Origin of the sequence: Mesonia profundi, assembly GCF_031085155.1 — a bacterium.
In the GTDB taxonomy this organism is placed as follows: domain Bacteria; phylum Bacteroidota; class Bacteroidia; order Flavobacteriales; family Flavobacteriaceae; genus Mesonia; species Mesonia profundi.
Genome location: NZ_JAVHUL010000014.1, coordinates 18,108 through 31,044, shown reverse-complemented (window position 1 = coordinate 31,044; position 12,937 = coordinate 18,108). Strand labels below are relative to the sequence as shown.

General features: G+C 35.9%; 9 protein-coding genes. 6 read left to right on the top strand and 3 right to left on the bottom strand.

Annotation, left to right across the window (positions count from 1 at the left end; translation table 11 throughout):
* Positions 1–85: 85 nt before the first annotated feature.
* The 3 genes from RBU60_RS06845 to RBU60_RS06835 all read right to left on the bottom strand — a co-directional run bounded on the left by RBU60_RS06845 (position 86) and on the right by RBU60_RS06835 (position 4,984).
* Positions 86–1,810 (bottom strand): sodium:solute symporter family protein, encoded by a 1,725-nt coding sequence (locus RBU60_RS06845; protein WP_308863998.1) that lies wholly within the window; start codon positions 1,808–1,810, stop codon positions 86–88.
* Positions 1,811–1,900: 90 nt separating this feature from the next.
* On the bottom strand, positions 1,901–2,281 hold the full coding sequence (locus RBU60_RS06840; RefSeq protein WP_308863997.1) for a RidA family protein: 381 nt from the start codon (positions 2,279–2,281) through the stop codon (positions 1,901–1,903).
* Positions 2,282–2,284: 3 nt separating this feature from the next.
* Positions 2,285–4,984, bottom strand: a complete 2,700-nt coding sequence (locus RBU60_RS06835) for a putative LPS assembly protein LptD (RefSeq protein ID WP_308863996.1) — start codon at positions 4,982–4,984, stop codon at positions 2,285–2,287.
* Between the two features lie 136 nt (positions 4,985–5,120).
* On the opposite strand from RBU60_RS06835, the gene RBU60_RS06830 reads away from it, so the two are divergent.
* From RBU60_RS06830 to RBU60_RS06805, 6 genes are read left to right on the top strand one after another with little or no spacing between them, the layout of a single operon-like run.
* The gene (locus RBU60_RS06830) at positions 5,121–6,227 is read left to right on the top strand and encodes an N-acetylmuramoyl-L-alanine amidase family protein (protein ID WP_308863995.1); all 1,107 of its coding nucleotides are present in this window, start codon (positions 5,121–5,123) and stop codon (positions 6,225–6,227) included.
* 55 nt (positions 6,228–6,282) lie between these two features.
* Positions 6,283–7,230 carry an MlaD family protein gene (locus tag RBU60_RS06825; RefSeq protein WP_308863994.1) on the top strand — a complete coding sequence of 316 codons (948 nt, stop codon included), beginning with the start codon at positions 6,283–6,285 and terminating at the stop codon, positions 7,228–7,230.
* Between the two features lie 12 nt (positions 7,231–7,242).
* Entirely contained in the window at positions 7,243–8,586 is a 1,344-nt protein-coding gene (locus RBU60_RS06820; protein WP_308863993.1) for a (Fe-S)-binding protein, read from the top strand.
* 45 nt (positions 8,587–8,631) lie between these two features.
* Positions 8,632–9,423 carry a (Fe-S)-binding protein gene (locus RBU60_RS06815; RefSeq protein WP_308863992.1) on the top strand — a complete coding sequence of 264 codons (792 nt, stop codon included), beginning with the start codon at positions 8,632–8,634 and terminating at the stop codon, positions 9,421–9,423.
* 27 nt (positions 9,424–9,450) lie between these two features.
* A complete protein-coding gene (locus tag RBU60_RS06810; RefSeq protein WP_308863991.1) occupies positions 9,451–9,933 on the top strand; it encodes an ABC transporter ATPase in 483 nt (160 codons plus the stop codon).
* A 60-nt stretch (positions 9,934–9,993) separates the two neighbouring features.
* Positions 9,994–12,909: a glycoside hydrolase family 3 N-terminal domain-containing protein gene (locus RBU60_RS06805; RefSeq protein ID WP_308863990.1), complete on the top strand. Its 2,916-nt coding sequence runs from the start codon at positions 9,994–9,996 to the stop codon at positions 12,907–12,909.
* The last annotated feature ends 28 nt before the right edge of the window (positions 12,910–12,937 follow it).

The window sequence follows — 12,937 nt, the reverse complement described above, 5'->3', positions numbered from 1 at the left end:
CCTTTTACTCTACGAGCTTAGCTTGAAATTACTCATGGATTATGAATTGAATAAGCAAACTGAATCTTTACTCAGAGTTAATCTTTTAAACAATCTTATTCCAGTTTTTAACGAGGTAGAGAAAACCAATAAGGGCAATCACAAAAGAGATTCCTGCTTCTAAATAATCTCCGTAGATGATAAATCCCGTTCCAAAGAGACTCGCATAAACTCCAAGAGTCCCTAAGAGAAAAGCACCTATTTTATAATTGATGTGTTTAAACTTCCCTTCACTAAATACCAATTCTTCAAATTTATCTAGAGTTTTTTGATCGCTAGGTTGCGTTAATAAAGTGACACTTACCCAAGCTATGGTAGTAATTATCACTCCGATTACCAACTGCCAATGCGAAGCAATTTCAAACCAAGGTGTCTCTAATTTACTGTTGACAAAGAAAAGAATAGCAATGAGGAACGAGGAAACCATCGCTGCAATTTCGCTATACGGATTTATTTTATACCAAAACCAACGCAGGATAAACAGCAAACCTGTTCCTGCGCCAATTTGCAATAAAAGGTTGAAAGCGTCTCTCGCTTCTTCGAGAATTAAAGAAAGTAAACCCGCAAGAATCATCATGCAAATGGTAGAAATTCTCCCGACTCTTACTTTAGACTTTTCAGAAGCATTCTTGTTGACAAAGCGCGCATAAAAATCGTTCACCACATAACTGCTTCCCCAGTTAAGGTGTGTGGAAATTGTGCTCATAAAAGCAGCGATAAGCGAAGTGATCACAATTCCCAATAAGCCAGAGGGCAAAAACACCAACATCGCCGAATAGGATAAATCGTCTTTTACAAAAGAAGCATTTAGATTGGGAAAAGCGGTTTGTAAGCTTTGTAGATCTGGATAAATGATAAGCGAAGCCAAACCAATGATAATCCAAGGCCAAGGACGCAAGGCATAGTGAGCCACATTAAAAAACAACGTAGCTAATACCGCATTTTTCTCATCTTTTGCAGCGAGCATTCGTTGTGCAATATAACCACCTCCGCCAGGTTCAGCGCCAGGATACCAAACGCTCCACCACTGTACAGAAAGTGGAATAATCAGTAACGGAATAATAATTTCTGGTTGAGAGAAATCTGGAAAGAAAGCGGTTTTATCTTGAACCAGCTCGTGGGTTAATAAGTTCTCTAGTCCGCCGATTTGTGGGAGGTTAATGATATAATAACTAGCCCAAACGCTTCCCACCATCGCAATGATAAACTGAATAAAATCGGTGATGAGGACGCCTCTTAATCCGCCAAGGAGCGAATAAAAAACGGTTACCAAAGAGGCAATGACTAAAGTTTGCACTTCAGAGAAGCCAAATAAAACATGTCCTATTTTGATGGCGGCCAAACATACGGTGGCCATAATAACTACATTAAAAAATACGCCTAGATAAAGGGCTCTAAATCCTCGCAGTAAAGCAGCACTTCTTCCGCTGTAACGGATTTCATAAAACTCTAAATCGGTGGTGATGTTACTTCTTCGCCAAAGTTTAGCATAAAAGAAAACGGTAAGCATTCCGGTAAGGAGGAAAGACCACCAAATCCAGTTTCCGTAAACGCCATCTTTTCTTACAATTCCGGCAACGAGACCGGGAGTATCGGCAGCAAAAGTGGTGGCCACCATAGAAACTCCTAAGAGCCACCACGGCATATTTCTTCCGCTAAGGAAAAAACTATCCACATTTTTACTACTTTTTCTATAGACGAGAACGCCGACCAAAAGACTGATGACAAAAAAAGAAATGATAAGTAACCAGTCTAATGTAGATAATGCCATAGGATGATTTTTAGAAAAAAATAAAACTACTTAAAAAATTTTACTTTTTCGGCGAAGGATAATTAGAAATAAGTTCAGCTTAAAACCGATTTATTTTATCGCAATGGCACTTATTTCTACGTTCACAAATTTAGGAAGATTGGCTACTTCTACGGTTTCTCGGGCTGGCGCAGTTTCTTCGTCAAAATAAGTGGCGTAAACTTTATTGATTTGCTGAAAGCTATTCATATCACTGATAAAGATGGAGGTTTTAATGACGTTTTCAAAAGTCATTTCAGCTGCTTCTAGAACTGCTTTTAAGTTTTTCATCACCAAATGCGTTTCTTTCTCAAGGTCGTTGGTGACCAATTCATTGGTGTTGGGATCGATCGCAATTTGTCCGCTAGTGTAAAGCGTATTTCCTGTTAAAACAGCCTGATTGTAAGGTCCAATAGGAGCGGGGGCATGAGGGGTTTTAATAATTTTTTTCATAGTTTATAAGCTTCTGTCTCGTTCTCTATTTTTGTCGTATTTGATATCGCTCAAGACGTTAGCCTTAATTCCGATAAAGAAATACCAAGATTCTCGGTTTCCAAAGGGAGTCCAGTTAAAAGATAGTCTCCAGCTTTCTAAATCTCGCTGAAAACGAAGTTGGGTAAAGGTGAAACCGGGGTTTTTTAAATCGTAACCCGAAGAAGCACCCACTGTCCAGCGTGGAGAAAGTTCTACATCTCCAGAAAACATCAAGGAGTGGGAAGAGATTTCATTTTCGCGTCTCAGGTTGTTGTAGGTTGCCGTATACGCAAATCTAATTTGCCACGGAATAGCATAGCGGTATCTCTGAGTTTCGTTTTCTACGATTTCTTCTTCTTCATCCTCATCATAAAGCCGACCATCAAGATTAGTAGATCTACCAAATAAATCATCTGGTCTTCCTCCATTTCTAAAGGTTTCATTATCTGGATTATCTTTGTTCTTGTCTTTTTCGTCTTTTTCAAAATCTTTGTTAGAAAGGCTGTACCCAAAGCTTAGATTAGCTCTGGTAAGTCTAAATAAACTTCCACCGTTGTTGATATTATAAGTATTTATACGTTGATTATTGCTGTTTAATGCATAAGGATCTAACGCTCCATTAAAATTGATGTCTAACTTATTTTCTATGATAGGCAAAACTCCTCTCACCGTAACAGGCTGAAAATGTAAAGAATCTGCGGCCAAATTGTAGGAAGTGGAAAAGGATAAATTACTTAATAACTTACGTTTGATGGGCTCGGTGATCGTAGTGTCTTTAGAGCGTATTTTAGCTTCAAAGTCGTTGGTAAGAGAAAATCCTATGTTACTACTATAATTATTTCCTGGAGCACCAAAAAGTCCGCCTTCAAATCTTGAATATTCTACAACTTCTTCGGGTAAACCGGAAGTTTCGGGAATTAAATAGGTATCGTAAAACTCATCAAAAGCAGGATTAATACTGTAGCTTATGGAAGGTCGTACTACATGCCTAATGGCTTGTATTTTTCCTTCTTTTTTAAAATTGAATAATCCATAAATAGTAGTTCCTATACTCGAGGAGAAGTTATAGGTTCTATAGGCATCAAATCCATTAACGGTATCTGTCACTGCTCTTTGAAGGTTATCGTTATAAGACCGCTCTATGGTTTTAAATACCCAGTTTTCTTGAAAAGAAGTTCCCGCACTAACGCTAAAGTAATTAAAGAGTTTAAAGTTGGTATTTATGGGAATAGTATGCTGGATTCCCGATTGCATATCTTTAAACATTTGCGGCTTAAAGAGTAATGAATCTGTGGTTCTAATTCTATTTTCTCCTTTTACATTGTATTGAAAATTAATGTTTTGAAACACTCCCTTTTTGGTTCCATTTTTGGGTTCAAAAGGAAATATTCTAGCCATACTAGCTTGCACTGTAGGCAAGGTCATATTAACTTCTTGGGTATTGGTGTTTTGATTTTGGGTGGCTGCTATACTTAGGTTTACTTGTGGCTTGCCATCGAAAGTTTTGGAATAAGAGACTGAAGAGCTTAAGCTGTTATTTAAAAAGTTACCGGTATTAGTTTGGTTGATGGTTTCTTGATAATACTTACTACTTCCTAAGTTGACAGAAGCTTGGAATCTACTTGCCGGATTTGATTTTGGATCCTGAGTATGGCTCCAACGTAAATTATAAATAGAACTTTCAGAAAAATCGGGGAAACCGCGTTCACTATTTAATAATTTCTCATACCTGAAACTTACATTACCATTAAAGCGATAACGCAATGCGTAGCTGGATTCTAATCGGAAACCGTAGCTTCCGTTGGTATAGTAATCTCCTAAGACTGCTAAATCTACATAATCATTAATATTAAAGTAATAGCCTCCATTTTGCAAGAAGTACCCCCTATTTTGGTTGTCTCCAAAAGACGGAATTATAAATCCAGATGCCCTTTCACTCGTTAATGGAAAATATCCAAAAGGTAAACCAAGCGGAGTAGGGACATCGGCGATATACATATTGACGAGACCCGTGACAATCTTTTTTTCAGGAACCAATTTGATTTTTCGCGCGTAAAAATAATATTCGGGATTATCAATATCTTTAGAAGTGGTGAATTTTACATTCTTAATAAAGTACACCGAATCATTTTCTCTTTTGGTCCTTTCCCCTAAAACATTAAATTCACCTTGCTTGGTCCTAGAATTGTGTATCAATGCTTTTTTACTAACCGTATTAAACCGAATACTATCTGGTTTCACCACACTTTCACCTTGGGTGAAAACAGGGCTTTGGGTGTATGTACCTGTAGAATCTTTGATTCCGTAAGCGTAAATCTCGTTGTTCTTATTGTTTAAGATAATAAGACCAGCTTCAATAATTAGATCACCATACACGATTTTTGCTTCATTATATAGGTAGGCTTGACCGTTTTTTCGATCGTAGCGCATATAGTCTTTTGCAGTGGCTACAATGTTTGCCGTTAAGAAAGAATCACTTTTAGGTTTGATTGTATCTGTTTTAACAGTATCAACTTGAGTGATTAATTTTGGGGTAAGACTATCACTTAAGGGAAAAATTGCTTCTCTTTCCGCAGGAATATTTACTTTTGTAATGCTGTCAATTTCTTGGGCCACGGTTACCGTAGAACCTAGGAACACAAAAAAACACGTGAAAAGTATGTAGAGTAAGTTTGTTTGCAATGCTTAGAGTGCTATTTTTGTATGATTTTGGCTCGCTTTTTGAAACTTCAAAATTACATATATTTTTTAAAGGTATATGTAGATTTTTTAAAAATTAAAAACCAAGTGTTAATTTTAAAAAACTAACTCCCTCATTATGAAAAACAATATTGTTTATATTCTCTTATTTTGTTGCTTTTTTAGTATCAATAGTTATTCCAAAGAGATAACCCCGCCTAAACCTTTTATAGTAGTTTTGGATGCTGGACACGGCGGAAAAGATCCTGGTAATCGCGGAAACGGGTTTTATGAAAAACATATCGCATTAGATATTGTGTTGCAGGTGGGTAAGCTTTTAGAAAAAAATAAGGAAATTAAAGTAATATACACGCGTAAAACTGATGTTTTTATTCCCTTACACCAACGAGCAGATATTGCAAATGACGCGCAAGCCGACTTGTTTGTATCTGTCCACTGTAATGCCGCAAGTGCCTCTAGCGCTCATGGAACAGAGACATTTGTATTAGGACTTCATAACAATAAAGCTAACCTAGAGATAGCGATGAAGGAGAACTCAGTGATCTATTTAGAGGAAAATTATGAGGTGACTTATGATGGTTTTGATCCAAAGGATCCTTCGTCTTATATAGGAATGACTTTGATGCAGGAAGAATATTTAGATCAAAGTATTTTGTTGGCAGATTTTATTCAAACAGAATACACCAATACATTAAAAAGAAGAGATAGAGGGGTGAAGCAAGCGGGGCTTTTAGTGTTGAGAGAGACCTATATGCCAAGCGTACTTACAGAGGTAGGTTTTCTTACTAATAAGACTGAAGGAACTTATTTAAATTCAACTAAAGCGAAAGCTCAAGTCGCGAAGTCTATAGAGAAGGGGATTGTAAATTATAAAAACAGCATTAACTTACATTTTTCTGAAACGTCAGCACTATTAGAACCAAAGTCTGTAGAAGAAAGAGAATATGGCGATCACTATCAAGGGATTTCCTTTAAAGTACAAATCGCTGCAGGTTCTACAATCATTGAAACCGCGCCTTACAATTTTAAAGGTTTAAAAGGGGTAGAGCGAAATAAAGAAGCTCAACTTTATAAGTATTATTACGGAAAGACTTCTAGTTATAGTAAAGCTAAAGATTTGCTTATCAAAGCAAAAACAACAGGGTATAAAAGCAGCTATTTAGTCGCTTTTAAGAAAGGAAATAAAATTAGCGTTAATGAGGCGTTAAAAAGTCCGAAGAAATAGACGGACTTTTCTATATTTAATCATTAAATTTGCTAACCTATAAAAACGCACTCATTTGAAGATTACTAAAGAAGTAAAAACAGCTTTATTAGCTATTGTAGCTATTGCATTATTAATTTTTGGATATAATTTTCTAAAAGGAAATAATATACTCAAGAACGATAGAACATTTTATGCTACGTATAATGAAGTAGAAGGTTTGGCCAAATCATCTGCCGTAACCATTAACGGAATAAAAGTTGGTTCGGTAACAGATATTTCTTTTCTGAATAAAAAAGGAAGAGTTTTAGTAACCATGAGTATAGAGGATGATTTTGAATTTACCACGAAAAGTATCGCTAGAATATATGGGGGAAGCTTAATTGGAGGTAAAACCATGGCTATTCTTCCACATTATAAAGGAGAGAGAGCAGAGTCTGGTGACACATTGGTAGGCGATATAGAAGAAGGACTTTTAGAGTTAGTAAACGATCGGTTAACGCCGCTTCAAATGAAAATAGAAAGCGCCATTGTAAGTGCAGATTCCTTATTGTATGCGATTAATGATGTTTTAAATGAGGAGACTAGAGAAGACCTTAAAGAAACTTTTGCTAACCTAAACACCACGGTAGCTTCTTTTAATGGAGTAGCCGATAAAGCAAATAATATTCTTGGCAATAACGAGCAGAAATTAAATAGAACTTTTACCAATCTGGACGAAATGTCTGGTAATTTTAATAAGTTTTCAGATTCTATCGCTAAAATTGACTTGAATAAAATGGTTGGTGATTTTGAAGGTGTCATTGCAGACTTTCAGAAAATATCAGATGATTTAAACGATGGGAAAGGTACCGCTGGTAAACTTTTAAAAGACGATAAAGTTTACGATAATATGGATAGAGCAACCAAGCAGTTAGAAGAATTACTGCAAGACATAAAGCTTAATCCAAAACGTTATGTTCATTTTTCTGTATTCGGAAAAAATGGAGGTAAATACAAAGAACCCAAAGACTCCCTTAAATAATCACAATAAACTATGGCATTAGTAGGACAAATTCTATTTGTTATTGCTTTACTTTTTGGTTTTGGCTTTTTTGCTAGAAACGTAAAGAAGTTAGTAAGAAATATACGTTTAGGAAAAGAGGTAAATAGGAACGACAAACCTAATGAGCGTTTTGCCAATATGGCAAGAGTAGCTTTAGGACAGTCTAAAATGGTAAAAAGACCTATCGCAGGATTTTTACATATTATTGTTTATGTAGGTTTTGTCATTATAAATATAGAGGTATTAGAAATTATCATTGATGGTATTTTTGGAACCCATAGAATTTTTTCTTTTTTAGGAGCTACTTATGATGTGCTTATTGGTTCTTTTGAAATTTTAGCCTTACTAGTTTTTATAGGTGTTGTTGTATTTTGGATCCGTAGAAATGTGATTCGAATTAAGCGTTTTTGGGCTAATGAAATGAAAGGTTGGCCTAAAAATGATGGGAACAATATCTTATATTTCGAAATGATTTTAATGGTTCTATTCTTATTAATGAATGCAACCGACTTTCAATTACAATCTCTAGGAGCCGATCATTATACCAATGAAGCTGGTATAGTTGGAGCTTTTCCTATCAGTCAGTTTTTAGTACCACTTATTGATGGTTTAAGTATTTCATCTCTAATTATTGTAGAAAGAGCTGCTTGGTGGCTACATATTTTAGGAATATTATTCTTCCTTAATTACCTATATTATTCAAAGCATTTACATATTCTTTTAGCTTTTCCCAATACTTATTTTGCGAAATTAACTCCGCAAGGAAAATTTGATAACTTAGAATCTGTAAAAAAAGAAGTGGATTTAATGATGGATCCCGATGCAGATCCTTTTGCTGCACCAGATCCTTCCGTAGAAGCAGAAGAGCCAGAGAAATTTGGTGCCAGCGATGTGAAAGACTTAAACTGGGTGCAATTGCTAAACTCCTATACGTGTACAGAATGTGGACGTTGTACTTCTGAATGTCCGGCAAATCAAACCGGAAAAAAACTTTCTCCGCGTAAAATTATGATGGATACGAGAGATCGTTTAGAGGAAGTGGGAGCCAATATAGATGCGAATAAAGGAGAATTTAAAGACGACGGGAAACAACTTTTAAACGATTACATTAGTAAAGAAGAGCTTTGGGCTTGTACTACTTGTAATGCTTGTGTAGAAGCTTGTCCTATAGGAATAGACCCTTTATCAATCATTGTAGAGATGAGAAGGTATTTGGTAATGGAAGAAAGTGCTGCGCCAAATGAACTTAATATTGCCATGGGGAATATTGAAAATAACGGTGCACCTTGGCCTTACAATCAAATGGACCGGTTGAATTGGGCAGAAGAAAAATAAATTTTAAAAATTACTCTTAAAAAAAGAGAAAAAGATATACGGATTATGGAAGAGGCGATTAAAGTACCAACAATGGCTGAATATATGGCAGAAGGTAAAAAACCTGAAGTTTTATTTTGGGTGGGCTGCATGGGAAGCTTTGACGATCGAGCAAAAAAAGTAACTAAAGCTCTTGTAAAGTTACTGACTAAAGCGGGAGTAGATTTTGCAGTGCTAGGAACCGAAGAAAGTTGCACAGGAGACCCTGCAAAAAGAGCGGGGAATGAGTTCTTGTTTCAAATGCAAGCTGCACAAAATATAGAAGTGCTTAATGGTTATGAGATCGAAAAAATTGTAACCGCCTGTCCGCATTGTTTTAATACGATTAAAAATGAATACCCAGAACTTGGTGGAAACTATAAAGTAATGCATCATACCCAATTTTTAAAATCTCTTCTAGAGGAAGGAAAGTTAAAAGTTGAAGGGGGAAAATTTAAAGGAAAGAGAATAACCTTTCATGACCCTTGTTATTTAGGAAGGGCCAACAATGAATATGAAGCACCAAGAGATTTACTTCGCAAGTTAGAAGTAGAATTGGTAGAGATGAAGAATTGTAAGAAGAAAGGACTTTGCTGTGGTGCAGGAGGCGGACAAATGTTTAAAGAGCCAGAAGCTGGTGATAAAGATATTAATGTTTTACGTACTGAGCAAGCTATGGAAACTAAACCAGATATGATTGCAGCAGGATGTCCTTTTTGTAATACGATGATGAACGATGGTGTTAAAAGTAAAAATAAAGAGGGAGAGATTGAAGTCATGGATGTGGCCGAGATGATTGCTCAAGCAGATGAATTATAATTTTAATACTGAAGATGTAGCCTTGATATGCATGTAGATTTTAAAGAATTACCATTAGAATCCAAAATTTGGATTTACCAATCAAATAGACCTTTTACTCCTGAAGAAATTCAGGAATTAGAAAAAGAACTTACCCAGTTTATAGGACAATGGGCCGCACATGGCTCCACTTTAAAAGCCGGATATGAAATAAAATATAGACGTTTTATTATTATTGGTTTAGACCAATCCCTACAAGGAGCTTCTGGATGTTCTATCGATGCTTCGGTACATTTTATCCAAGATTTGGAGAAAAAATATAAGGTAGACTTACTAGATAAGATGAACGTGACTTTTAAGCAAGGTGAATTTATCGCTTATAAAACACTTATAGATTTTAAGAAGATTGTTAAAAATAGATCGGTTTCTCCTAAAACCATCGTATTCAATAACTTGGTAAATACCAAAGATGAATACTTACACGATTGGGAGATTCCCTTAGAAGAAAGTTGGCACAAGAGGTTTTTGTAGCACAACTTTTAAGCGCTCTTTTCGTTTCTTTTATACCCTGTTTTTAATTCTGTAAAGTCTATGAAATTCCTTTTAAGAACCCTTTTCATATTATTGGTAATTCCCAACATATTCGCTCAAAAAGTGAGTCCGTTGTTGTCAGAAGACACTGTAGATCAAAAGAAGTGGGTGGATAGTCTTTATGCAGATATGAGCTTAGAAGAAAAAATAGGCCAGTTATTTATGGTCGATATTTTCTCTAGTAAAGGTGACGCTGCCGCGGATAACATTAAAAAACTTATTGATGATTATCATATTGGAGGCGTGATTTTCTCTAAAGGAGGACCACAGCAACAAGCCAAAATGAATAATGAGTTTCAAAAGCTTTCTCGTATTCCTTTACTTATAGGAATGGATGCAGAATGGGGATTGGCGATGCGATTAGACTCTACTTATGCTTTTCCTTGGAATATGACCTTGGGAGCGTTAGAAGACAATCAACTCATAGAAAGAGTGGGTCAGCGAATAGCAAAACATTCCAAGCGTTTAGGAGTGCATATTAATTTTGCTCCTGTAGTAGATATCAATACCAATCCTGAAAATCCAATTATAGGAAACCGTTCTTTTGGGGAGAATAAAGAACGTGTAACCCAAAAAGCGCTTGCTTTTATGAAAGGGATGCACAAAGAAAATGTATTGAGTAGTGCCAAGCACTTTCCTGGACACGGAGATACAGATACTGACTCTCACAAAGCTTTACCCACGCTCAATTTTACTAAAAAACGATTAGACAGTTTAGAGTTATACCCATATTATAAGATGATTCAAGAAGGAGTTTCGAGCATTATGGTGGGACATTTAAATGTTCCAGCTTTAGAGCCTAGAAAGAATTTTCCTTCCTCTTTATCTAAAAAGATCATTACAGAATTATTGCGGGACAGCCTTCATTATAAAGGATTAGTATTTACAGATGCTTTAAATATGAGAGGAGTAGCAGATTTTGATGAACCTGGAGAAATTGATTTAGCAGCTTTTCTTGCCGGAAACGATATTTTATTAATTTCAGAAAATATTCCTAAAGCGCATGCTCTACTTGTTGAAGCGTATCAAGAAGACGTGATTTCTGAAGAACGTTTAGCATTTTCCGTAAAGAAAATTTTACAAGCAAAATATAAAGTCGGCTTAAGCCATTACCAGCCGGTTGAAACTGCTTATTTGGTAGAAGAATTGAATACCGTTCTTGACGATGCATTGTACGAGCAAGTGATAGAAAAAGCAATCACCGTGATCAAGAATGACAAGGCGATTATGCCTATTAAAGATTTAAAACATAAAAAAATAGCTTATGTGAGTCTTGGTGATGACAAAGGAGAAGATTTTTATAATCAGCTTCAAAAATATACGCAAGTAGATCATATTCAAAAACAACACCTTGGATCTTTATTGACAACTTTAAAAGATTACAATTATGTGATTGTAGGGCATCATACTTCTAATGATAATCCTTGGAAATCTTATAAGTTTACACAAAAAGAATTGGTTTGGTTGTATGAGATCTCTCGTCTAAATACGACGGTGCTCGCTTCTTTTGCCAGACCTTATTCTATTTTAGATTTAAAGACAACTACCAATCTAGAAGGAATTGTTTTGGGATATCAAAACAGTAAAATTGCTCAAGAGAAAGTAGCGCAGATGCTTTTTGGGGCGATTGGAGCCGAAGGTCGATTACCCGTAACGGTAGGAGATGACTTCCCTGAAGGCACCAAATACATTACCAAACCTTTAAAACGCTTGTCTTACGGTTTGCCCGAAACGGTAGGAATGAATTCAGCTAATTTAAATAAGATAAGCGCTTTGGCTCAAAAGGTAATTGACGAGAAAATGGCGCCTGGAACTCAGCTTTTAGTAGCACGAAAAGGGAAAGTGATTTATCAAAAGAATTTTGGGTATCACACCTATGAAAATAAAATCCCAGTTAGTGATACTACCATTTATGATTTAGCTTCTTTAACCAAGATATTGGCCAGTCTGCCTTTAATCATGGAGCTAAAAGAAAAAGGAGTTATTCAGCTAAATACGAAGCTAAAAGAGATTTTACCCGAATTAGAAGGAACCAATAAAGCCAATATTACCTTGAAGGAAATGTTAAGTCATTATGCCCGACTTAAAGCTTGGATCCCTTTTTATATTGGTACGCTTGACGCGGAAACAAAAAAGGCTTCCGTAAAGTATTTTAGACCACAACCCGATGAATTATTTAATGTAAAAGTAGCCGATCAATTCTACATGCGTAAGGATATTAATGACTCTATATTTAAGCAGATTGTAGATAGCGATCTGCGTAAAAGAAAGCAATATAAGTATAGTGATTTGCCGTATTACATCTTAAAAAAATACCTAGAAACTTATTACGACAGCTCTTTAGACCAACTTACTCAAGAGAAATTTTATAAAGATTTAGGAGCTAATCATATGGGATATCTTCCGCTAGAGCGATTTGACAAAGATCAAATTCCGCCTACAGAGATAGACGATTATTGGAGAAAGCAAAAGATACAAGGTTATGTTCATGACCAAGGTGCGGCAATGCAAGACGGAGTGGGAGGTCATGCGGGTCTTTTTAGCAATAGCAATGACGTAGCTAAAATCATGCAAATGTATTTGAATAATGGTTACTATGGCGGCAAACGTTTTTTTACTCAAGAAACTTTAGAGACCTTTAATAAGTGTTACTATTGTGAAGAAGATGTAAGAAGAGGAGTTGGTTTTGATAAACCTCAATTGGGGACGCTTGGTCCTACTTGCGGTTGTATTTCTATGAAAAGCTTTGGACATAGCGGTTTCACAGGAACCTATGCTTGGGCAGATCCCGAAGAAGAAATTGTATATGTGTTTTTATCCAATAGAACCTTCCCAGATGCTACCAATAGAAAGTTGATAAGCGAAGACATAAGAACTAAAATACAGCAGTTAATCTATGAATCGATTATGTATTAAAGTTTTTTTGTTGCCAAAAGTTTTACCT

Coding starts and splice junctions, on each gene's coding strand:
- RBU60_RS06845 (WP_308863998.1), bottom strand. CDS start 1,810: ATGGCATTATCTACATTAGACTGGTTACTTATCATTTCTTTTTTTGTC.
- RBU60_RS06840 (WP_308863997.1), bottom strand. CDS start 2,281: ATGAAAAAAATTATTAAAACCCCTCATGCCCCCGCTCCTATTGGACCT.
- RBU60_RS06830 (WP_308863995.1), top strand. CDS start 5,121: ATGAAAAACAATATTGTTTATATTCTCTTATTTTGTTGCTTTTTTAGT.
- RBU60_RS06820 (WP_308863993.1), top strand. CDS start 7,243: ATGGCATTAGTAGGACAAATTCTATTTGTTATTGCTTTACTTTTTGGT.
- RBU60_RS06815 (WP_308863992.1), top strand. CDS start 8,632: ATGGAAGAGGCGATTAAAGTACCAACAATGGCTGAATATATGGCAGAA.
- RBU60_RS06810 (WP_308863991.1), top strand. CDS start 9,451: ATGCATGTAGATTTTAAAGAATTACCATTAGAATCCAAAATTTGGATT.
- RBU60_RS06805 (WP_308863990.1), top strand. CDS start 9,994: ATGAAATTCCTTTTAAGAACCCTTTTCATATTATTGGTAATTCCCAAC.